The following is a 21,241-nucleotide window of genomic DNA, read 5'->3' as shown; positions in this document are numbered from 1 at the left end:
AAACGCAGATGCCCCCCAACGCCCCCTTCTCGCACGACCGCCTGCCGCCCGGTGTGGACCCGCCCGGGCGAGGCGACCCCGAACGGCTCGGCGACTACCGGGTGGTAGGGCGGATCGGCGCGGGCGGCATGGGCGCGGTCTACGCCGGTGTCACCGACGCCGGTTCGGCCGCCGCGGTCAAGGTGGTCCACGCACAGTTCGCGGCCGATCCCGAGTTCCGGGCCCGCTTCGCCCGTGAGGTCGGCCTGGTCTCCCGGGTCCGCGCCACCTGCGCCCCGGCCTTCCTCGGCGCCGATACCGAGGCCGCCGCCCCGTGGATGGCCACCGAGTACGTCCCGGGTCTGACCCTGCGGCAGCACGTGAAGCGGAACGGTCCGTTGACCGGGGGCATGCTCACCGCGTTCGCGGTCGGCCTGGCCGAGGCGCTGACCGCGATCCACACCGCCGGCGTGGTGCATCGTGACCTGAAGCCGGGCAACGTGATCCTGGCCCCGGACGGTCCGAAGGTGCTGGACTTCGGGATCGCACGAGCCGCCGACGGCACCGTGCTCACCGCCACCGGCGGCCTGCACGGGACACCGGGCTGGGTCTCTCCCGAGCAGTACGAGGGGGCCGACGCGACCGGTTACTCCGACATGTTCGCCTGGGGCGGCCTGGTGGCCCTCGCAGCGACCGGGAGGGACCCGTTCGGCAAGGGCGCCGTGGACGGGGTCATCCATCGCAGCAGGTACGAGGAGCCCGACCTGGACGGGGTGCCCGAGCACCTGATGTCCCTGGTGGGCCGCTCGCTCTCCAAGGACCCGGGCGGTCGCCCTCGTGCCGATGAGGCCCTGATGGAGCTGACCCGTGGCTGGTCGGCGACCCGGATCATGCCGGCCGAGGCGCCACCGCCCGACGGTGCGGGGGAGTCGGGGACGGACGCGCGTCCCACGGAGATCGTGCCCGAACTGCTGGCCACCGAATGGACCGAGGTGAGCGATCCGGGGACCCGCCGGGTGCGCGGTCCACGCCGTGTCCTGCTCCTGTCCGCCGGGGCCGCCGCGCTGGTGGTCGCGCTGATCGGCGGTCTGCTCGTGGTCGATCGCGTCGGAGGAGAGGGCTCCTCCTCGACCGACGGCCTGCCCTGGGGGAGCGGTGCCGACGAAGGCGATGGCGGGAACGGTTCGGGAGGGGATTCCGGCACGGTGGAGGATGGGGCCCCGCTGGTCCAGAGCGTCCCCGAGGACGGTACGGCGGTGGTCGCCGAGGCGATCGAGCTGATGGAGGGGGCGCCGGACCTCCTGTACCGGTCGGACTCCCACGCCGACCAGGAACGAGGCCATCCGGTGGCCTCCGTCGTCGAGTACAGCGGGGATCCGGTGCGCGTCTTCCAGAAGCGGACCTACGACCTGGCCGGGATCGGACTCAACCTCCGCTACGGCGACGATCTGGAGAACCAGGTGTTCGGGCTGGTCCCCATGGCCCAACTCGAATCGGAGGAGGACCCCGACTATTACCGGCAGGAGGGGAACCCCACCGGCGAGTGGGACCCAATGGAGGAGCTGGGCTGGGGGCTGGCGTGGATCCTGGAACCGGACGCGGAGATCGAGTATCAGGGGCGAAGCCGGGTCCCCCACGAACAGGAGTTCGTCGACGGTGGCGTCAGCCGGTGGCTGGAGGGCTTCGAGGAGACCGACGGACACCACTACAGCGGGACCGTCACCCAGCGGACCGGCCTGGAACACTCCGACGGCGAGTCCATGAGCTTCGATCTGTGGATCGACGACGAGGGCTACCCGCTGCGCTTCGCCGGCTCCACGCTCTGGGTCCCCGACAACCCCGACCATCCGGACGTGGCCATGACCGAGGTCCGCGACTTCGACTTCGGCGAGGCCCGCGAGATCTACGTTCCCGACGAGGCGGAGATCCTGCCCGATCGGCCCTCGCCCGGTTTCTGACCCCACCGCGATCGAGAACCCGTACCTCCTTCACCCCTAACGGAACAGGACGATCCATGACGTCGCCCACACCCACCGCCCGCGTCGATCGCGGTCACCTGCCCCCCGGAGTCGTGGGGCTCGGGAGGAAGGACCCCGAGAGGGTCGGCCCCTACCGGACGCTCGGCGTGATCCGTCGTGACGCGGCGGGCGCGACCCTGCTGGCGGAGGCCGCCGACGGCGCCCTCGCCTCGGTCCGACTCCTCCCCGCCGAGGTCGCCGACGGCCCCGACGTGCGGGCCCGTCTGGCCGCCGAGGCCGGTCGACTCTCCCGCGCTCGGGCCCTGTGCCTGGCCGGGTACCGGGACGCCGACCTTCAGGCCGCCGAGCCCTGGCTGGCCACCGAGTACGTTCCCGGGCGGACCCTGGGCGAACACGTCACCGAACACGGTCCGTTGCGGGGAGAGACGCTCACCGCGCTGGCCGCGGGGACGGCGGAGGCCCTGGCCGCCTGGCACGCCCTCGGCGGCCTCCACCTCGCCCTGGACCCGTCCAGGGTCGTCCTGTCCCCACGGGGCCCGAAGATCGTGGATCCGGGGATCTCCTCCGCCACCGGCCGCCCGCTCGGCGACGGGCGTTGGGCGGCCCCGGAACAGGGGGCCGTCGACGGGTCCGCCGACGTCTTCGCCTGGGGACTCCTGATGCGCTACGCGGCCACCGGCGCGGAACCCTCCGGAACGATGACGGACGACCCCGCTACGGGCGCCGTCTCCGACCCCCTGGCCTCGCTCATCGGCGAGGCGTCGCGGAGGGAACCCGGAGAACGGCCCACCGCGCTCCGGCTGCTGGAGGAGCTCACGCCCGGATCCGGAGGTGACCTGGGGCGAGCGGTCTCCGACCTTCTGGCCGGCTCGTGGACCGGGGTGAGCGCCCCCGAACCGCGTCGGGTCCGCCGGTCGCGCACACCGGTGGTGGTGGGCGCGGCCTCGGTCGTGCTGGTGGGCGCGCTGGTGGGCGGCCTGCTGTGGAGCGGAGACGACTCCGGCGGTCCGCTCGGCGCCCTGAGCCCGACCGGCTCCGGATCACAGGACACACGAGGGGAGGAGGACGCGACCTCGGGCGGAGGATCCGAGAGGGCCGGAGAGGCCGAGGAGGGGACCACCCTCGCCGTCGAAAGCGATCCCACGGACGGCGCGGCCGTGGTCGCCGAGGCGCTCGAACTGGTTCGAGGGGCCTCGGACCTCCTGTACCGGGAGCACTTCAGTATCGACGAGGGGGGAAGTCCGTCGGTCGCCGTCCTGGAATACACCGAGGAGCCGGTCCGGGCGGTCCGGAACATGAACTACCACCCGATGGGGGCCTCGGTGAGTCTGCGCTTCGGCGCCGACCTGGCGGAGGAGGTCGAAGGCACCATCGACCCCACTACGGGCGACACCGGGAACATCGACTATCACCGGAGCGAAGGAGGATCCGCCACGGGGACGGAGCTGTGGGAGGAGGCACAGTGGCCGCTCGAATGGATTCTGGAGCCGGGCGCGGAGATCGAGTACCTGGGTCTGAGCGCGGTCCCCCACGAAACGAGCTTCGAGGACACCATCAGCGACGGTCTGGTGTTCGAGGCGACCGAAGGCCACCACTACAGCGGGACCTACGTCGACGGGTCCGAGAGGCCGGAGGCCCGCGAGACCATCGTGGACTTCGACCTGTGGATCGACGACCAGGGTTACCCGCTGCGTATCGACGCGGCCGGGGTGATCTACCCGGAGAACCCAGCGCAACCCGACGCGACCTTCGACCAGGAGCGGGACTACATCTTCCACGTGCCCCGCGAGATCCACGTCCCCGAGGGGTCGGAGATCGGGTCCTGAGCTCGGAACACCCCCGTCATCGTGAAGGGAAACGATGAGCACATCCCCCACCGAGAACCCGGGCCTGCCGCCCGGCCTCGAACCGCTCTCCGAGACCGACCCCCGCCTGATCGGCCCCTACCGGCTCTTGGGTCGGATCGGGGCGGGAGGGATGGGCGTGGTGTACGCGGTGCTGGACCCCGGTGGCCTCTGCGTCGCGCTCAAGACCGTCCACGCGAAGTACGCGGATCGACCCGGACATCGGGAGGCGTTCGCACGAGAGGTCGAGATGCTGCGCCGCGCCGACGGGGTCAGCACCGCCCGAGTGCACGGCGCGGACCCGACGGCGCCGGTGCCGTGGCTGGCCTTCGACTACGTGCCCGGCCGGGATCTGCGTCGCCACGTGCGCGAGTTCGGCCCTTTGACCGGTGACATGCTGCGCACGTTCGCCCTGGGCGTGGCCGAAGGGCTGGCCACCCTGCACTCGGCGGGGATCGCGCATCGCGACATCAAGCCGGGCAACGTCATCCTGGCCCCGGACGGGCCCAAGATCGTGGACTTCGGTATCGCGGTCGAGGTCGGCACCGACCCGGAGCGGGACGCCTCGGCCTCCTACGGGACCCCGGGCTGGTCCGCGCCCGAACGCTACACCGGCGCCGTCGCCGATCCGGCGGCGGACGTGTTCGCCTGGGGCGGGCTGGTGGCCTTGGCCGCCACCGGCCGCGCCCCCTTCGGGAAAGGGGACGCGGCGGAGTTGGCCGCACGGGTCCAGGCGGGCGACCACGACGTCGAAGGGGTCCCCGAGGAGCTGCTGTCCCTGGTGGAGCGGGCGCTGTCGGTGCTCCCCGCCGAACGGCCCACCGCGTTCGACCTCCTGACCGCTCTGCTGCCGCCCGCCACGATGGAGTCGAACGTTCAGGCCGGGCCGGACTCCGACCGCGCCCGTACGCAGCGGGCGCTGCGCGGGATGCTGGCCGACTACTGGCACGGGGTGGACTCGGCCGGTCACGACCCGGCCCGTTGGGCCGCCGCGCTGGGAACCGTCTCCGCGGCGGGTCTGGGCGTGGCCGGGGCGGGGACCCTGGGCGCCGGCGCGGGCACCGGAGCGACCACGGGGGTGTCCGCCGCGGGTGTGGTGGGAGGAGCCGTGGGCAAGGCCGGTGGCGCCGCGGCCGGCGGAGGGTCGCTCGGCGCGGGCGCGACCGGTGGCGGTGGGCTGCTCGGAGTCCTGGGCGGGACCAAGGGCCTCGTCGCCGCTCTGGGGACGTTGACGCTGGTCGGCGGGTTGGCGGCGGGAGGGGCCTGGTATCTCGGGAACGACGCTCCGGCGGAGGAGGCGGCCGCCGAGGAGCCCGAGGAGGCCGGCCTCGCCGTCGACATGAACCCGGAGGATGGCGCGGCCGTGGTCGCCGAGGCCTTCACTCTGGCGTTGGAGGCCGACAGCTTCACCACCTACGACTTCGTATACGCGAGTGGTCTCGGTGACAGACCCGCCGGCTACTACGTTCAGACAGGGGGGCCGGTCCCCGCGATCCTCGTGAACAACTACATGATCACCGGCGGGAGCATGGCTCTGGGGGAGGGTCTGGACGATGTCGTGTACTTTTCCAACACGTCCTTCGACCCCGGTGAAGCGCCGGAGCGCGAGTACTACCGGTCGGACGGGTACGGGACCAGCGCGCCGGAGCACCCCCGAGAGCTTTGGGAGGAGCTTCTCGACGTGGTGTTCGCCTATCTGGAACCGGTCGATCTGATCTACGAGGGCACCGGTACGACCCCGACGGAGTTTCTCCCCGACGAGTTCTTCGCCTATGGCCAAGTGTTGGAGCGTCCGGGGCATCGATATACGGGCACCTATATCGAAGAGGATTACCTGGATTACGGGGACGTGGAGGCCACACTGGAGTTCTGGGTCGATGAGGCCGGGTATCCGTTGTACTTCGATCAGAACGTCTCGCCGGGAGGAACGGACCCGGACACCGGGAGACCCGTCGAACACGGGTATCGCGTCGAGTTCGCCGGTTTCGACCAACCGATCGACCTCTACGTCCCCACCGCGGACGAGATCCGGGACGAACCTTCGTGATCTTCAGGTGGCGTCCCCGCCTCTTCGGAAATGATGGGCCCCGGCGCCGTTACGGCACCGGGGCCCATGCGCGCTAGGCGCCCTTCAGGTTCTCCTTGAGGAAGTCGACCTGGAGCAGCAGCAGGTTCTCCGCGGTCACCGGGTCGGCGGGGCTGTGCGTCACGCCGGCGAGCGGCAGCACGGTGTGCGGACGGCCGGCGGCGAGCAGGGCCTCCGACATGCGCTGGGTGTGCGCGAACACGACGTTGTCGTCGATGAGCCCGTGGACGAGCATCAGCGGACGTCGCAGTTCTACGGCGTCCGAGACCAGCGACAGACGCTCGTACACCTCCTTCTGCTCCTGAGGCGTGCCCAGGTAGCGTTCGGTGTAGTGCGTGTCGTACAGCGCCCAGTCGATGACCGGGGCGCCCGCCACCGCCGCGTGGAACACGTCCGGGCGGCGCAGGACCGCCAACGCGGACAGGTAGCCGCCGAACGACCAGCCGTGGATGCCCACCCGGGTCGCGTCCAGGAAGTCGAACCGGCCGAGCGCGTCCTCCAGGGCGGCCACCTGGTCGTCCAGCACCGGGCCGGCCAGGTCGTGGTGGACCTCCTGCTCCCACTCCACGCTCACGCCCGGGGTGCCGCGTCCGTCCGCGATGAGGACGGCGAAGCCCTGCTCGGCGAACCACTGGGCCGTCAGGTAGGCGCCGCGCGCGTTGAGCACCCGCTGGGCGTGGGGGCCGCCGTAGGGGGCCATCAGCACCGGCAGGGATCCCTCGCCCTCCTTCCACCAGGACGGCAGGAGCAGCGAGGTGGGGACGCGACGTTCGCCGGCGAACCAGGTCTCGACCCGGGGCTCGGGCAGTTCGGGGGTCTCGGCGAGGCTCTCGATCTCACCGTGCGTGCGGCGGGTCTCGGTGCTCGCGCCGCGGATCACGTGGGTGCGCACCCCGGTGAAGTCCAGGGAACGGTGCTGGAGCACCAGGGTGTCGCCGCGCAGGCGCCCGGAGAGCAGACCGCCCTCGCCGCCGCCCGGTACCTCCACCGGAAGGCAGGTGCCCTCGCGGGTGTCGGCCAGCCACAGCGCCAGGTCGCCGGGGCGGCCCTCGGGTGAGCCGGAGAACAGTACCCGGTCGCCGTCCACGTCCACCACGCCCCGCAGGTACACGTCGGCGGCGCTCACGGCGTTCTCGCCCACGTACACGCGACGGGCGCCGGTGCCCTCCTCACGGGCGATCCACACCGGGGCTCCCGAGGCGGTGAAGTCCGGAACACCCGGCATGAGCTCCACCCACACCTCGTCGCTCTCGGTGCGCACCGCCGAGACCAGTCCGGTGGCGGGGTCGGAGCTGAACAGGGTGAGGGTCCGCTGGTCGCGGCTCTGGGCGGTGAAGATCAGGGTGGGGTTCCCGTCGGGGCCGGTCGTCCAACCCACGGTGGGCAGGTAGGGCAGCGCCTCCCGGTCCCACTCGATCGGGGCGGGGGTGGGGCGGCCGTCGGCCCGGTAGGCGGTGGGGGAGGGGACGGAGACGACCGCCAGCCGCACGTCCGGGTTGGCGGTGCCCGCCGCCGGATAGCGCAGCGGCTGCGGTTCCCGATCGGGGCGGTTCGGGTCTCCGACGAACCAGCGGTTCACCTCGGACTCGTCGACGCGGCTCACCGCGAGGGAGGCGCCGTCGGGCGACCACCAGAAGCCGCGGACCCGGCCCATCTCCTCCGCGGAGACCAGGTCGGCCAGACCCCAGGTGACGTGCTCGCCGTCCGGCTCCACGAGGATCCGGTCCCGGTCCTCGTCGCCGTTGTCGGTGATGTCGATGACCCGGACCGCGCCCTGGTGCACGTAGGCCACCCGGTCGCCGGCCGGGTCGATCCTCGGGTCCACGGCCGGGGTGGCCACCGGAAGCTCGCGCGGAGCGGTGTCGTCGCCGACCAGGTCGACGTAGAACACGCGACCGGACAGGGTGAACACGGCGCGGGTGAAGGCGTCGTCGACGGTGTAGGAGACGATGCCGCCGCCGTGCTCGCGCATCCGCTCACGGCGGGCGCGCTCCTCCGGGGGGAGGTTCTCGTCGTCCGCGCCGAGCTCTCGGGGGTCGGCGAGCACGGTCACCGCGCCGTTCTCCGGGGTGTACCGCCACAGGCAGGTCGCCGTGTCGGTGCCGTTCCGGCCGCGCAGGAAGGTGACGCTCTCCCCGTCCGGGGAGATCTGGAAGTTGCGGGGGACCCCGATCGTGAAGCGCTGGGTCCGGGCCTGTTGACGAGGAAAGCTCATAGGCCGATTGTGTCCCATCACCTGGACGGGGCGCTGCGGCGGCTTCGACGCCCGGGGAGCGGACCGGTCGAATTCAGGCCTTTGTTCAGGGAAGGCCTGGTCCGGGGGGTATTGTTCGCTGGGTGATGGACAGGCGACTGATGATGGTGCACGCGCACCCGGACGACGAGAGCATCGTCACCGGTGCCACGCTGGCGAAGTACGCGGCCGAGGGGGTCGGGGTCACCCTGGTGACCTGCACCCTGGGCGAGGAGGGGGAGGTCATTCCGCCGGAACTGGCCCACCTGACCTCCGACCGTGATGACCGACTCGGCGAGTACCGGATCGGGGAGCTGGACAAGGCCTGCGGGGCCTTGGGGGTGCGGGACCACCGTTTCCTCGGCGGCCCCGGGCACTACCGCGACTCCGGGATGATGGGCGGCCCCACGAACCGTCACCCCAAGGCCTTCTGGGGCGTGGACGTCGAAGAGCCGGCCGCCCTGCTCGCCGAGATCATCCGCGAGGTCCGTCCCCACGTGCTCGTGAGCTACGACGAGCACGGCGGCTATGGGCACCCCGACCACATCCAGGCCCACCGGGTCACCCGCCGCGCCTGCGCGAAGGCCGGCGAGCGCACCCTCCCCGGCGCCCCCTGGAAGGTGGAGAGGCTCTACGCGATCGCGCAGCCGGTCTCCCGGATCGAGGCCTCCATCGCCCGCCTCAACGAGGAGGCGGGGCCCTTCACCCCGCCGAGTCGGGTCTCCGACATCGCCCGAGGCACCCCGGACTCGATCGTCACCACCCGGATCGACGCCACCGACCACTGGGCGGCCAAGGCCCTGGCGATGCGCGCGCACGCCACCCAGATCACCGTCGAGGGGGAGCGCTTCGCCCTCTCCAACGACATCGCCCAGGAGATCGACGCGGTCGAGTACTTCACCCTGCTGATGGGGACTCCCCCCAAGCCCGGCCCCGACGGCTACGAGACCGACCTCTTCGCCGGTCTGTGAGCTTCGGGCCGGCCACGGTCCGCCGAGCGCCTACCCTCGGTTTCCGTGAGCACACCTGTTTCCACCCCACAGCCCCAGGGCCGCCGTCCCGTGCCCTCGTTCGTGTCCCCGACGGTGACCGTGCTGTCGTTCCTGGTCCTGATGGCGACAGGGACGGCCACCGGCGTCCTGTCCGGCTTCGGGGTGTCCTGGTTCGCCCGTGAGTGGCCCCTGGGCGGCCTGGCCCAGGTCAAGGCCGTCGCGGGGGTCCTGCTCCTGCTGGTGGCGCTGTACGCGCTGACCCGGCTGGCCGGCTGGGGGAGCCGCCGTCAGTCCGGGGCGCTGGGATTCTCGGCGGGCTTCGCGCTGTCCCTGATGGGCATGATCGGCTATCTGCCCGGCGGGGACATCATCTTCCCCGACGCGATCGTCAACTACGTCTTCCTGTTCGGCTCGATGGTGGCGTTGGCCCTCGGTGTGGTGCGCAGCGCGGCGCCCTTCCAGTGGCCGCCCGCGCCCACCACCGGAGAGAACGGGGCGGGGCGGATCGACGCTCCCGCCGATCCGCCCCGCTCCGTCGGAGACTGAGCCCGCTCAGCCCCAGAACTGCAACAGCAGCTCGCCGTGGAACATCATCCCGGTGATGGCCGGGTTGGGCAGGAGCAGCTCGAACAACGCGTAGAACAGGTCGTCGAAGAGGTCCCGGACCACCGGCAGCCAGAGCACGGCGAACACGGCGATCGAGCAGAAGAGGCCGTTGGCCGCCACGAACGCGGTCCAGCGCGTGCCGCGGAAGGCGGCCAGGACGTGGTAGCCGTCCAGGCCGGGCAGCGGCAGCAGGTTGACCGCCGCGCTGGTCATGTTGGCGAAGGCCAGGAAGGCCATCGAGGAGATCGCCCAGTTCACGCTGTCCTGGCCCGCCGGGACCAGGATCGACACGGTGAACGCCAGCACCGCGGACAGCAGCAGGCTCGCCAGCGGTCCGGCCAGGGCCACCATGACCCGGCGACCGCGACCCGGGATGTTCTCCCATTCCACGTAGGTGGGGGGGCCGTTCAGACCGAATCCGCCCAGCCCCAGGTAGGCCGTGGGCAGCACGAGGCCACCGAAGGCCTGCCGGTATCCGAACGGGTTCAGCCGCAGGTAGGCGCTTCCCCGCAGGGAACGATCGCCGGCCAGGTAGGCGGCCAGGGCGTGGGCGAACTCGTGCACGGCCACCGACACGATCCAGCCGAGCAGGATGAGCAGGGGCGGGATGAACGGGGTGACCGCCGCGCCGTCGGCGGCCCAGTCCAGTTCCACGGCGCGCCAGGACAGCCAGCCCGCGAACCCGGCCAGGCCCAGGACGAGCAGGAAGAGGGGGCTGGGCAGGAAGTCGGCCGGTCCCCGCGAGGGGGTGTCGGACTCCGCGCTCTCGGGCGTCTCATCGGACTCATCGGAGTCGGTCGCGTCGCCCTCGCGTCCCTCCTCGGAACCGCCGTCCTCGTCCGCCCCGACCCCCGATCTGTTCAGGGCGTCCTCGGGCATCCGGGACCACGGATCGGCGGAGCGGGCCTCGTCGCCGCTGCCGGGGTCCTCGGCGTCGGGAACGGTCGTGTTCTCGGGTTCCGTCTGCTGGGGTGACTCGGGCGTGGGCATGAGGCTCCTGCTGGTCGCGGGTGGTTCGCGCTCCAGGTTAGGCCCTGATTTCGAGCTCCGCGCAGCGGGTGCCCTCACGTGGAGTGGTCGTACGGGCGGGGTCAGACGACGGCGCGAGGGGACACCGCCGACCTGTGCAGACAGGCCAGGGCGAACGATCGTCCCACCGGGGTCAGTTCACGGCGGCCCACGCTCTCGTCCCCCACGACCAGCCCGAGCGCCTCCAACAACCAGCCCACCGCCATCACCATGGCGCGTATCCGATCGGAGGAGTTCTCGGCCGTGCGGCGGTGCGCGGCCGCGTGCCGGCCGGAGGCCACAGGGGGTTCGAACGGACGCCACCCGGACTCGGTGAGCACCCGCTCGGCGGCCTCGGCGTCGGAGGTGCCCCGCCGGGCGTGGGACCCCAGTCCTTGAGGGGAGCGGGTCAGCAGCAGCCCCAGAAGCGTCTCCGCGGCGGCCTGTTCCAGACCGCCGCCCCGTCCCAGGGCCTCGGTGGCGGCGACCCACAGGGAATCGGGGTCCTCGCGCAGCCGCCTGCCGCGGCGGGTGAGTTCGAGTCGGCGTCCGGATCGACGGACCGCGCGCATGGACCTCAGCACCTGGTGCAGAGCGATGAGCTGGGTGGCGTCGGTCTCGTTGCGCGGCGGGTCGGGTGTGGTGCGCCAGCCGAAGTCCTCGCACATGAGTCTGACCACGCCGGGGGAGATGTAGCCGATCTGGGTGAGGGAGATCCCCTCCGCCGCCAGATCGAGCAGACGGCGTAGCGGGGCCATGGCGGTCTCGGCGTCCCTGGGGGTGTCCGCTCCGGCGATGATCTGTCCGACCAGAGGCCACAGGTGCTGCCGATGCGGGTGGGCGGAAGAGCCCAGCCAGGCGCGGACACGCTCCTCGCGGATCCGGTCCAGCCGGCTCAGGCCGTGCCGGTCGGGCTGGGTGAGGAAGGAGCGGGCGAAACGCTCCTGCGCGGGTCGCCAGCCGCGCTTGCCCGGCCGGATGTCACCGAGGGAGACCGCCAACTCCAGGGCCGCGGCGGTCTCGCCGCGCACGGTCAGTTCCACGTCGCCGACGGCGGTGCCCCAGGTCAGTTCGGGAAGGTCGGGGGGCTCCACCCCGGATTCCCACATGAGCCGCTCGTACATGGCCAGGGCGGCGTTGTGGTCGCGTTCGTACAGGTCCAGCAGGGCGGCGGTCTCGGGGGAGGAACAGACACCGGCGTAGCGGAACAGTTCGAGGAGTTGGAACAGTCGCCCCAGGGAACCCACGGCCAGCCGACGGTCCTCGGGGGAGTTCTGGAACCTGAGGGGGAGTTCGTACCAGCAGAGACGCTGGACGGCGTGTTGATGGAGCCGTTCGAGATCCTGCTCCGGGGCCAGGGTGTGCAGTGCAATGGCCGCCATCTCCGCCGACCGCTCGTCCCTACGGGCCAGTTCGGCGAGAGCCGACGCGACCGCCTCCCTCATGGTGGGCACCACCTCCCCGCGTGCCTAGGGCCCGTCCGTCCGGGGAACAGGACGTCCGGGCACGGTGCTTCGTTGTCGGCCCGAGGTCACGGTTGGGGGGCGCCGTCGACAGGGCTCAGCCTCTCCTACCCGGGAAAGGGTGAAGAATGCCGTGATGTGGGGTCTAGGAACGCTCACCCCGCCGTCGTGGGGGTACGGGGGGAACGACACGGCTGGCGACGATGGCGTTCTCGGCGACCTCGACCGTCGACTCGTCCCTGCGGCGCACGGTGAGGATCCCCTCGGACCAGGACTCCACCACACCGACGATATCGGTGAAGTCCCCTTCGGGGAGGGTGATTCGCAGGGAGACGCGCCGACCGACGTCATCCCGTGTGATTCTGTGGACCAGCCGGCCCCGCAAGTGCATGATTCCCGCCCCCGAGTGTGCGCCGAATGTCGTCCGGCGCCATACTAGGACGACGACATCTGTGCCAATAGCTTGCAGAGCCGGGAGCACGGGCGACGCCCGCACGTCGATCGTGGCCCCGGGAACTCTGAAGGTCCCCGCCTCCCCCGTGGGTGAGCGGGGGTGAGACAAGGAGTACGACGTGACCTACGTCATCGCGCAACCCTGTGTTGATGTTCTGGACAAGGCGTGCATCGACGAGTGCCCCGTGGACTGTATCTACGAGGGCGACCGCATGCTCTACATCCACCCGGACGAGTGCGTTGACTGTGGTGCGTGCGAGCCGGTGTGCCCCGTCGAGGCCATCTACTACGAGGACGACCTGCCCGAGCAGTGGTCCGAGTTCTACAAGGCCAACGTCGACTTCTTCGACGACCTCGGCTCGCCGGGCGGCGCCTCCAAGGTCGGCAAGATCGACCGCGACCACCCGATCGTCGCCAAGCTTCCTCCGCAGGCCGAGTGAGCGACGCTACGCCAACGCATCCCCTTGGCGCAGAGGTCGCGTGGGCGTGAGGCCTGCCCCGAGCGTGATGTGTCGCGCCGATCCCCGAGGCGGGGTCGGCGCGACGCTGTTGTGCGGAGAAGGAACCACAGCTTCCGAACAGGATGGAGAACGCCCCGATGGGTGAACGGCGACCGGTGACCGATCGTCTCCCGACCTTTCCCTGGGACCGTCTGACGCCGTACAAGACGACGGCCTCGGCCCACCCCGACGGCATCGTCGACCTGTCCGTCGGCACCCCGGTCGACCCGGTCCCGGCGAACCTGCGCGAGGCGCTGGCCGCCGCTGCGGATTCGCCCGGATATCCGCTGACCTGGGGGACGCCCGAGCTGCGCGCCTCCATCCAGGGCTGGCTGGAGCGCCGCCACGGCGTGCGCGTGGCCGAGGGCGCGGTGCTGCCGACGGTGGGCTCCAAGGAGCTGGTGGCCTGGCTGCCGACCCTGCTCGGCCTGGGCGAGGGCGACACGGTGGTCCTGCCCGAGCTGGCCTACCCCACCTATGACGTGGGGGCACGGATCGCCGGAGCCACCCCGGTGGCCACCGACGGCCTCACCGCGCTCGGTCCGGCCCCGGTACGACTGGTGTGGGTGAACTCCCCCGCCAACCCGACCGGGCGGGTCCTGGGCAAGGACCACCTGCGCAAGGTGGTGGCCTGGGCCCGCGAGCACGGCGCCATCGTCGCCTCCGACGAGTGCTACCTCGACCTGGGCTGGGAGGAGGACGCCGAGCCGATCTCGATCCTGCACCCGGACGTCTGCGGCGGTTCGCACGAGAACCTGCTGGCCGTGCACTCGCTGTCCAAGCGTTCCAACCTCGCGGGGTACCGCGCGGCCTTCGTCGCGGGCGACCCCGAGTTGGTCGCGGAACTGTTGGCGGTGCGCAAGCACGCCGGGATGATCGTTCCCGCCCCGGTCCAGGCGGCCATGCGCGCGGCTTTGGACGACGACGCCCACGCGGCCGAGCAGAAGGAGCGTTACCGCGCCCGCCGTGCCCGGCTGCGCGCGGCCTTCGAGGGCGCGGGCTGGCGGATCGAGCACTCCCAGGCCGGCCTGTACCTGTGGGCGAGCCACCCGGACCACGATTCCTGGGGGGCGGTGGGCGCGCTCGCCGAACGCGGCGTCCTGGTCGCCCCGGGCGCTTTCTACGGCACGGCGGGCGAAGGTCACGTACGGGTGGCCTTCACCGCCACCGACGAGCGTGTCGACGCCGCCGTCGAGCGCTTGGCGAAGTGATGTGAGGCCCGTCCGGGCGTCGGGGGTCTCCCCGGCGCCCGGCGGTGCTCAAGGGCGTCCGGTCGGACGGACCAGGCAGAACTCGTTCCCTTCGGGGTCGCGCATGACCCGGAACGCCCCCTGGGCGTCGGTGGCGGTCTCGCCCACGGCGGTCGCCCCCAGCGCGAGCAGCCGCTCCGCCGACTCGGCGATGTCGGTCACACGCACGTCCGCGTGGACGCGGTGAGGCGTCCTCTCGGGCTCGTCCGTGGGTTGGAAGGACAATCGGGGCGCCCCCGGTAGGTCGACGTAGGACCACCCGTCGGGCCGGTCCACCGGGACGCCTCCCAAGAGTTCGGCCCAGAAGCGGGCGAGGGCGGAGGGGCGACGGCGTCGATGACCCACTGGTCGATGGTTCCCGGTCTCATACGCCGGATCCTAGGGCGTCGACTAGCGGAGCACGAGGCGTCCGTCGGTGCCCTCCTCCAGCTCGGTCCACTGCTCGGCGCCGTCCATGCCGTCCGAGGCGCGCCACCGCAGGTTCTCGTAGCTCACGGAGGACAGACCGTACTCCTCGGCGTGCGTCACGGCCCACTGGGCCATCGCCCGACCGAGGTCGCCGGTCCTCGGCTCGGAGTCCACCGGAAGGACGGCCGGATCGGTGCCGAACACCCGGGCGATCTCCTCCTCGGCCCCGGCCGTGTCGGCCTCGCCCTCGCGCAGCGCCTCCGCCGTCTCCGCGTCGAACCAGCAGGTCACGTCGGTCCCCTCGCCGCCGGTGAAGGCCTCGGCCATCCTCCTGGACAGGGCCTCGTGCTGGTCGTAGGCGAACCCGTGGGCGCTGCGCTGCACCTGCTGCGCGGCCTCGTAGACCGGCATGTCCTCCCAGCCGTCCACCTCGATCAGCGCGTCGTAGAACGACCGGCTGGCGAACACCGGGTCCATGATCTCCTCGGGGTCGCCCCATTCCTGGGACGGGCGCTGCTGGAACAGACCCACCGAGTCCCGGTCCCCGTACCCGATGTTGTAGAAGCGCGATTCCTGCCACACGGTCGCGTAGGCGACGGTCACCGCCTCCTCGGGCAGGTCCCGGCTGTACGCGACACCGCCGACGGTCGTCATGTTCACGGCCTGGTCCGCTTCCAGGTCGTAGGTGCCGTCCGACAGCGTCAGACGGCATCCGGGCTCGGGAGCCTCCTCCGTGTTCAACGGCTCGAACGTGGTCAGCACGTAGTAGGCGCCGGCCACGAACAGGGAGCAGACGAAGGTCAGGATGAGGAGGATCTTGGCGAACGCGGAGAACTTCCTGCGTTTACTGGGCACGGGCGAACCAAGGGTCGGCGACGGGTGGGACGCACGTATCGCCCCCGCGGCGTGCGGGGCCGAGGCCGTGCGCCGGGCCGCCGGGGAGATCCTTCGGAGGGATTCCGTGAGGAGGGCGGCCGGCGGGCCTCGGCCGCATTGTAGTAGGAGCTACGAAGACTCATAGGAAGGCTTCCCGAGGCGGGGCCGCCCCGGTGACCGATCCCTCGCCACAGGTGGGCGGGGTGGATACGGCCCACCCCCGATGAGCGACTAACGTGGGTTCACATGACCAGCTCGTACACCAGTCCGCTGCCCGACCAGATCGACGAACTCTGGGAGCGGCGCTCCGAACTGACCCCCGACCACTCCGAGGCGCGTGAGATCATCACCGGCGCCATCGACCAGATCGACGAGGGCAAGGCCCGTGTGGCCTTCGTCGACCCCGCCACCGACGGTGTGGTGGTCGACGAGCGCGCCAAGCGTTCCATCCTCCTCGGCTTCAAGGTCCTGGACATGAAGGAGTCGACGGTCGGCGACTTCTACCACCACGACCGCATGCCGCTGAAGACCCGCTTCGACGGTGTCCGCGTCGTCGCCGGCGCGATCGCCCGCTGGGGCTCCTACCTGGCCCCCGGCGTGGTCCTCATGCCGTCCTTCACCAACATCGGCGCCTACGTCGGCTCGGGCACCATGGTCGACACCTGGGCGACCGTCGGTTCCTGCGCGCAGGTCGGCGAGAACGTCCACCTGTCCGGTGGCGTGGGCGTCGGCGGCGTCCTGGAGCCCCCGCAGGCCTCCCCGGTGATCATCGAGGACGAGGCCTTCCTGGGCTCGCGCAGCATGGTCGTCGAGGGCGCCCGGGTGCGCAAGGGCGCCAAGCTCGGCGCGGGCACCATCCTCACCTCCTCCACGCGCGTCTTCGACGCCGAGACCGGTGAGGAACTGGCGCGCGGCGAGGCCCCGGCCTGGTCGGTGTGCGTCACCGCCAACCGGACCAAGAGCTTCCCCGGCGGCGACTTCGGTATGCCGGTGCTGCTGGTGCTCAAGCGTCTGGAGGAGGGGCAGGAGCACGACAAGCTCGCCCTGAACGACCTCCTGCGCGAGCACGGCGTCAACGCCTGACGTCCGACGCGTTCGGATCCGGGGCGTCCTTCCGCACGTGGGAGGGCGCCCCGTCGCGTGTTCTAGGGTGTTCCAGGTGCCTGCCGCGCACTCGGGGCGCGCACGCACCGAACAGGACGCGAACCCACACCCAGTGAAACGGGGCGACACCATGCTGGACCTGACCTCGGACGTGGCGGACCTGACCGCCGCCCTCGTGGACATCCGTTCCGAGAGCGGTGACGAGAAGAACCTCGCCGACGCGGTCGAGAACGCGCTGTCGACCCTCTCCCACCTCACGGTCACCCGTGACGGCGACGCGGTCGTCGCCCGCACCGAACTGGGACGCGGCCGTCGTGTCGTGATCGCCGGTCACCTCGACACCGTGCCGATCGTCGACAACGTGCCCTCCCACGTGGACGGCGACCGGCTCTACGGGTGCGGAACCTCGGACATGAAGGCCGGTGTGGCCGTCCAGCTCAAGCTGGCCGCCCTGGTCACCGAGCCGGTCCACGACCTCACCTTCGTCTTCTACGACAACGAGGAGGTCGACGCCTCCCTCAACGGCCTCCTGCGGTTGAGCCGCAACCACCCCGAGTGGCTGGCCGGCGACTTCGCGATCCTCATGGAGCCCACCGACGGCATGATCGAGGGCGGCTGCCAGGGCACCATGCGCGTGGACGTGAAGGCCACCGGCAAGCGCGCCCACAGCGCCCGCTCCTGGAAGGGCGAGAACGCCGTCCACAAGGCCGGGGCGATCCTGGACGTCCTGCGCGCCTACACGCCTCGACAGCCCGAGGTCGAGGGTCTGGCCTTCCACGAGGGTCTCAACGCCGTGTTCATCGAAGGCGGCGTGGCCGGCAACGTCATCCCCGACGAGTGCGTGGTCAAGGTCAACTACCGCTACGCCCCGGACCGTTCTCCGGCCGAGGCCGAGGCGCACCTGCGCGAGGTGTTCGCCGGCTTCGAGGTGACCCTCACCGACTCCGCCGCCCCGGCCCGCCCCGGACTGGACGACCCCTCGGCCGCCGCGTTCGTCACCGCGGTGGGGGACGGCCGGGCGCGCGCCAAGCTCGGTTGGACCGACGTCTCCCGCTTCTCCGAGCTGGGCGTTCCCGCCGTCAACTACGGTCCTGGCGACCCGATGCTGGCCCACACCAGGGACGAGTACGCGACGATCTCGCAGATCCGCGAGGCCGAGGAGCGCATGGTCGCCTGGCTCACCGCCCGGGACTGACCCCCGAGCGCGTGACCCGCGGCGGCCATCAGTGGCCACCCGCGGGTCACACGCGATTCAGGTGTGAGGCGCCTCCGTCCGGATAGTTTTACGTGCATGACGGAAGAAGAGAACGTGAGGCGCGCCGGACCGCTCACCTACCGCGGCAGCGCCATCCCCGCCACCACCACCGACCAGCGTCTGCTCGACCGCAGGGGCCCCACCGACTGGGTGCACACCGACCCCTGGCGGGTACTGCGCATCCAGTCGGAGTTCGTCGAGGGCTTCGGGCTGCTGTCGGAGCTCCCCTCCGCGGTGAGCGTCTTCGGCTCGGCGCGGATCCGGCCGGACAGCGAGTACTACCGGCTGGGCGAGCAGGTCGGGGCCCGGCTCGCGGAGGCGGGCTACGCCACCATCACCGGGGGCGGCCCCGGCATGATGGAGGCGGCCAACAAGGGGGCCCAGCAGGCGGGCGGTCTGTCCGTCGGGCTCGGGATCGAGCTGCCCTTCGAGCAGTCCCTCAACCCCTATGTCGACATGGGCGTCACCTTCCGGTACTTCTTCGTCCGCAAGACGATGTTCGTGAAGTACTCGCAGGCCTTCGTGGTACTGCCCGGCGGGTTCGGCACCCTGGACGAGCTGTTCGAGGCCATCACCCTGGTCCAGACCAAGAAGGTGACGCGTTTCCCCGTGGTGCTAGTGGGCACCGAGTTCTGGGGCGGTCTGCGCGACTGGGTCGAGTCCAGCCTGCTCAAGCACAACCTCATCTCGCCCCAGGACATGGACCTGCTGTACATGACCGACGATCCCGACGAGGTGATCTCCGTGATCCAGCGGTCCCACCGCCACCTGGAGGACACGTTCGAGCGGGACCGCCCCGGCCCGTCGAGCTGATCCGGAAGACGGAAGGGCGGGGCCGGGCTCAGACCAGGCCGCGGCGGACGGCGGCGGGCGGACGCTCGCCTCGGATCGACGCGACCATGTCCAGGGCCCGACGCACCCGCTCGGGATGGTCGGTGACGAACACCCGCGCACCGGCCCAGGCGTAGACCGAGGCGAGCGCGACCTCCTCGGCCGCCTCCACCGGGACCGTGCCCGCCAGGGCGGGTGCCGGGACGGTGGTCGGCTCGGCCGGGGCGGCACTCGTCTCGGGGGCCGGGTCGCAGCGGACCAGGACCGGGGTACCCGACGCCGCCAACTCCTCGACCCGGGCCGTCGACGGTCGGCGCCCGGCGTCGATCGCGCGGGAGACGACCGGGTCGGCGGAGGAGCCCTCGGCGGTCGCGAGCTCCTCGGGTGTCAGGACTCGGAAGGGTTCGTTCGGCACCCGCCGAGTCTCCCACGCTCCGGCACTCCCGGGACAGGGGACGTGTGTGGCACGATCGGAGCCGTGCCCTACTTCATCATGATCCTGGTCGCCGTCGCCGCGCTCGCCGTCCTCGTGGGAGTGGTCTACGTCGTACTCGGCAAGGGCGGGGGGCTCGCCCGGTTCGAGGCCGACTTCCCCCCACTGGACCTGCCCGATGGGCGCCCGGTCGGCTCCCGTGACCTGTCCGGCCTGCTGTTGCCGTTGTCGCTGTGGGGCTACCACGTGCGGGCGGTGGACGCCCTGCTGCTGAGGTTGACCTCCACCCTGCGCGAGCGTGAGGAACGCATCGCGGACCTGGAATGGCGTCTGGCCCGCCTCGACCCCTCCTACGTGCCGCAGGGCACCGGCCCCGCGCCCGGCGCCCACCTGCCGGGCGACTTCCCGGAGGGCGTCGAGGAGATCACGCCGAAGGACGAGGACGCGAACGTGGAGCGGGCCGCCGAGGCCGAGGCGACGGAGCCGAGGACGGACCGGGTCGAGGCCCCCGTGGACCCGGCCGAGTACGCCCCCGAGGGGGACGGCGCCACCGTCGGCGGTGGCCGGGGCGAAGAGCGTCCCTGAACCGTCTCCCGAACGGCGCGTTCGTCGGCTCGGACCCTGCCGGTGAGCGGCGCGGAAGAGCCGTGACACGCCTCGACGCGGCCGAGAACGGGATGCCGTGCGTCACACCCTCACCCCCCTCGTGGTCCGAGGGGGGTGGTCCGTGTGCTCTATTCTCGTTCGCTGTACATGCGTACCCCCGCTCCGCCGGAGCGGGGCGGACCATCGGTGAGGATGGCGAGGATGGACACAGCAGCCGAACTCAGGGCGGGCGAGGAGGACGGATCGGGGAGCTCCCCCACCCCGGTGCGCCAGATGTCCCTATGGCCGCCGCCCCGCTCGAACCGGCACTCCGGCAAGCGTCGGCGCCGCTTCACCCGGCTGGCCGTGGTGACCTTCGCGCTCGTGCTGGCGGCCGGAGGAACGGCCGCCGCATGGACCCTGTGGGGCCCCTCCGACGAGGGGCCGGCCACGGTCACCTCCGACCCCGAGGAGTTCGTCGGGTCCTGGTCGGGGCGGATGAACCAGGTCGACACCGACGGCCGACCGGTGGCGGAGTGGGACGCCGAGGTGCGGATCGAGGACGGGGCCGAACGCGGCACCAGTTCCTGGACCACCTTCTCCTGCTCCGGCACGCTGGAACTGTCCGCGCGCGACGGGGACCGGCTGGTGTACACCTACACCGAGATCGCCGATCCCGACGAACGCTGCGTGGACGAGGCCGAACTGACCCTGTGGCCCGACTCGGGCCCGGGACTCAACGCGGAATGGGCCTCGATCACCCGCGAGGGGACGCGCATGGTCTCCACCGGAACCCTGGACTGAGAACGCGCGAGGCGGACCCCGGTCTCGGCCGGATCCCTTCTTCCGGAAGACGTCCGAACACCACCGGAACCCCTGAGGACAGGGCCGTCGGAGCGCGTAACGCGCTCGTCGAGATCGGGTGTCGGGCGGGATCGATATAACCTTACTGATCGAAGCCTCCTCGTTATCGGTGGCGGTCCGACTGTCGCCTGGCGCACATACACGGGCCGACCTCCGAGATAATGGGCGAAGAGTGATTCACGTCCCTTAAGTCACATGGGCACGAGTCACACGAACCCGGCCCACGGCCGCGGATCCGGGACACACACGTGGATCGGCGCCGACATCGTGGGGCGGCCCTGACACGAGGAACACCTAGAAAGGGGAATGGCATGGCGGCGATGAAGCCGAGGACCAGTGACGGGCCGATGGAGGTCACCAAGGAGGGTCGCGGCATCATCATGCGGGTACCGCTCGAGGGCGGAGGCCGTCTGGTCGTCGAACTGACGCCCGACGAGGCGACCGAACTGCGTGACGCGCTCCAGGGCGTCGTCGGGTAACTCCGACCGATCG

20 protein-coding genes are annotated in these 21,241 nt (G+C 71.3%); 13 read left to right on the top strand and 7 right to left on the bottom strand.

The window, feature by feature from the left end; translation table 11 throughout:
* The first annotated feature begins 8 nt into the window (after positions 1–8).
* Genes TR33_RS12130 through TR33_RS12120 form a run of 3 tightly spaced genes read left to right on the top strand, consistent with a single transcriptional unit; the run spans position 9 to position 5,849 of the window.
* The gene (locus TR33_RS12130; RefSeq protein WP_042283166.1) at positions 9–1,937 is read left to right on the top strand and encodes a serine/threonine protein kinase; all 1,929 of its coding nucleotides are present in this window, start codon (positions 9–11) and stop codon (positions 1,935–1,937) included.
* A gap of 56 nt (positions 1,938–1,993) precedes the next feature.
* On the top strand, positions 1,994–3,784 hold the full coding sequence (locus tag TR33_RS12125; protein WP_042283164.1) for a serine/threonine-protein kinase: 1,791 nt from the start codon (positions 1,994–1,996) through the stop codon (positions 3,782–3,784).
* A gap of 34 nt (positions 3,785–3,818) precedes the next feature.
* Positions 3,819–5,849: a serine/threonine-protein kinase gene (locus TR33_RS12120; RefSeq protein WP_042283163.1), complete on the top strand. Its 2,031-nt coding sequence runs from the start codon at positions 3,819–3,821 to the stop codon at positions 5,847–5,849.
* Positions 5,850–5,922: 73 nt separating this feature from the next.
* Here TR33_RS12120 and TR33_RS12115 read toward each other — a convergent pair whose 3' ends face one another.
* On the bottom strand, positions 5,923–8,103 hold the full coding sequence (locus TR33_RS12115) for a S9 family peptidase (RefSeq protein ID WP_017533426.1): 2,181 nt from the start codon (positions 8,101–8,103) through the stop codon (positions 5,923–5,925).
* 122 nt (positions 8,104–8,225) lie between these two features.
* On the opposite strand from TR33_RS12115, the gene mshB reads away from it, so the two are divergent.
* Both mshB and TR33_RS12105 read left to right on the top strand, forming a co-directional pair.
* Positions 8,226–9,092, top strand: coding sequence for an N-acetyl-1-D-myo-inositol-2-amino-2-deoxy-alpha-D-glucopyranoside deacetylase (gene mshB / locus TR33_RS12110; protein ID WP_193789587.1), 867 nt, complete (start codon positions 8,226–8,228; stop codon positions 9,090–9,092).
* Between the two features lie 45 nt (positions 9,093–9,137).
* A complete protein-coding gene (locus TR33_RS12105) occupies positions 9,138–9,659 on the top strand; it encodes a hypothetical protein (protein WP_234305831.1) in 522 nt (173 codons plus the stop codon).
* A 6-nt stretch (positions 9,660–9,665) separates the two neighbouring features.
* On the opposite strand, the gene TR33_RS12100 is transcribed toward TR33_RS12105, so the two are convergent.
* The 3 genes from TR33_RS12100 to TR33_RS12090 all read right to left on the bottom strand — a co-directional run bounded on the left by TR33_RS12100 (position 9,666) and on the right by TR33_RS12090 (position 12,581).
* Positions 9,666–10,709, bottom strand: a complete 1,044-nt coding sequence (locus TR33_RS12100) for a site-2 protease family protein (protein WP_042283160.1) — start codon at positions 10,707–10,709, stop codon at positions 9,666–9,668.
* 101 nt (positions 10,710–10,810) lie between these two features.
* A complete protein-coding gene (locus TR33_RS12095) occupies positions 10,811–12,172 on the bottom strand; it encodes a hypothetical protein (RefSeq protein WP_014909873.1) in 1,362 nt (453 codons plus the stop codon).
* 163 nt (positions 12,173–12,335) lie between these two features.
* Positions 12,336–12,581 carry a putative acetyltransferase gene (locus TR33_RS12090; RefSeq protein WP_017533430.1) on the bottom strand — a complete coding sequence of 82 codons (246 nt, stop codon included), beginning with the start codon at positions 12,579–12,581 and terminating at the stop codon, positions 12,336–12,338.
* Between the two features lie 181 nt (positions 12,582–12,762).
* Here TR33_RS12090 and fdxA point away from each other — a divergent pair, with 181 nt between their 5' ends.
* Both fdxA and dapC read left to right on the top strand, forming a co-directional pair.
* Positions 12,763–13,083 carry a ferredoxin gene (fdxA, locus tag TR33_RS12085; protein WP_014908468.1) on the top strand — a complete coding sequence of 107 codons (321 nt, stop codon included), beginning with the start codon at positions 12,763–12,765 and terminating at the stop codon, positions 13,081–13,083.
* Positions 13,084–13,241: 158 nt separating this feature from the next.
* A complete protein-coding gene (gene dapC, locus TR33_RS12080) occupies positions 13,242–14,354 on the top strand; it encodes a succinyldiaminopimelate transaminase (RefSeq protein ID WP_026124793.1) in 1,113 nt (370 codons plus the stop codon).
* A 48-nt stretch (positions 14,355–14,402) separates the two neighbouring features.
* Here dapC and TR33_RS12075 read toward each other — a convergent pair whose 3' ends face one another.
* Together TR33_RS12075 and TR33_RS12070 are read right to left on the bottom strand one after the other, a co-directional pair.
* Positions 14,403–14,738, bottom strand: a complete 336-nt coding sequence (locus TR33_RS12075; protein WP_017533432.1) for a VOC family protein — start codon at positions 14,736–14,738, stop codon at positions 14,403–14,405.
* Positions 14,739–14,783: 45 nt separating this feature from the next.
* A complete protein-coding gene (locus TR33_RS12070; RefSeq protein WP_017533433.1) occupies positions 14,784–15,656 on the bottom strand; it encodes a hypothetical protein in 873 nt (290 codons plus the stop codon).
* A gap of 267 nt (positions 15,657–15,923) precedes the next feature.
* On the opposite strand from TR33_RS12070, the gene TR33_RS12065 reads away from it, so the two are divergent.
* The 3 genes from TR33_RS12065 to TR33_RS12055 all read left to right on the top strand — a co-directional run bounded on the left by TR33_RS12065 (position 15,924) and on the right by TR33_RS12055 (position 18,849).
* On the top strand, positions 15,924–16,760 hold the full coding sequence (locus TR33_RS12065) for a 2,3,4,5-tetrahydropyridine-2,6-dicarboxylate N-succinyltransferase (RefSeq protein WP_014912853.1): 837 nt from the start codon (positions 15,924–15,926) through the stop codon (positions 16,758–16,760).
* Positions 16,761–16,911: 151 nt separating this feature from the next.
* Positions 16,912–17,976, top strand: coding sequence for a succinyl-diaminopimelate desuccinylase (gene dapE / locus TR33_RS12060; protein WP_042283240.1), 1,065 nt, complete (start codon positions 16,912–16,914; stop codon positions 17,974–17,976).
* Positions 17,977–18,072: 96 nt separating this feature from the next.
* Positions 18,073–18,849, top strand: a complete 777-nt coding sequence (locus TR33_RS12055; protein ID WP_187294528.1) for an LOG family protein — start codon at positions 18,073–18,075, stop codon at positions 18,847–18,849.
* Between the two features lie 28 nt (positions 18,850–18,877).
* Here TR33_RS12055 and TR33_RS12050 read toward each other — a convergent pair whose 3' ends face one another.
* Entirely contained in the window at positions 18,878–19,282 is a 405-nt protein-coding gene (locus TR33_RS12050) for a hypothetical protein (protein ID WP_017533435.1), read from the bottom strand.
* Between the two features lie 63 nt (positions 19,283–19,345).
* Here TR33_RS12050 and TR33_RS12045 point away from each other — a divergent pair, with 63 nt between their 5' ends.
* The 3 genes from TR33_RS12045 to TR33_RS26010 all read left to right on the top strand — a co-directional run bounded on the left by TR33_RS12045 (position 19,346) and on the right by TR33_RS26010 (position 21,228).
* Positions 19,346–19,885: a hypothetical protein gene (locus TR33_RS12045; RefSeq protein WP_187294527.1), complete on the top strand. Its 540-nt coding sequence runs from the start codon at positions 19,346–19,348 to the stop codon at positions 19,883–19,885.
* A gap of 222 nt (positions 19,886–20,107) precedes the next feature.
* The gene (locus TR33_RS12040) at positions 20,108–20,689 is read left to right on the top strand and encodes a hypothetical protein (protein WP_042283158.1); all 582 of its coding nucleotides are present in this window, start codon (positions 20,108–20,110) and stop codon (positions 20,687–20,689) included.
* 371 nt (positions 20,690–21,060) lie between these two features.
* Positions 21,061–21,228: a DUF3117 domain-containing protein gene (locus TR33_RS26010; protein ID WP_014909697.1), complete on the top strand. Its 168-nt coding sequence runs from the start codon at positions 21,061–21,063 to the stop codon at positions 21,226–21,228.
* Positions 21,229–21,241 lie beyond the last annotated feature (13 nt).

It is taken from the genome of Nocardiopsis alba (genome assembly GCF_000710955.1).
Classification (GTDB): domain Bacteria; phylum Actinomycetota; class Actinomycetes; order Streptosporangiales; family Streptosporangiaceae; genus Nocardiopsis; species Nocardiopsis alba.
This window is presented reverse-complemented; position numbering and strand designations above follow the sequence as displayed.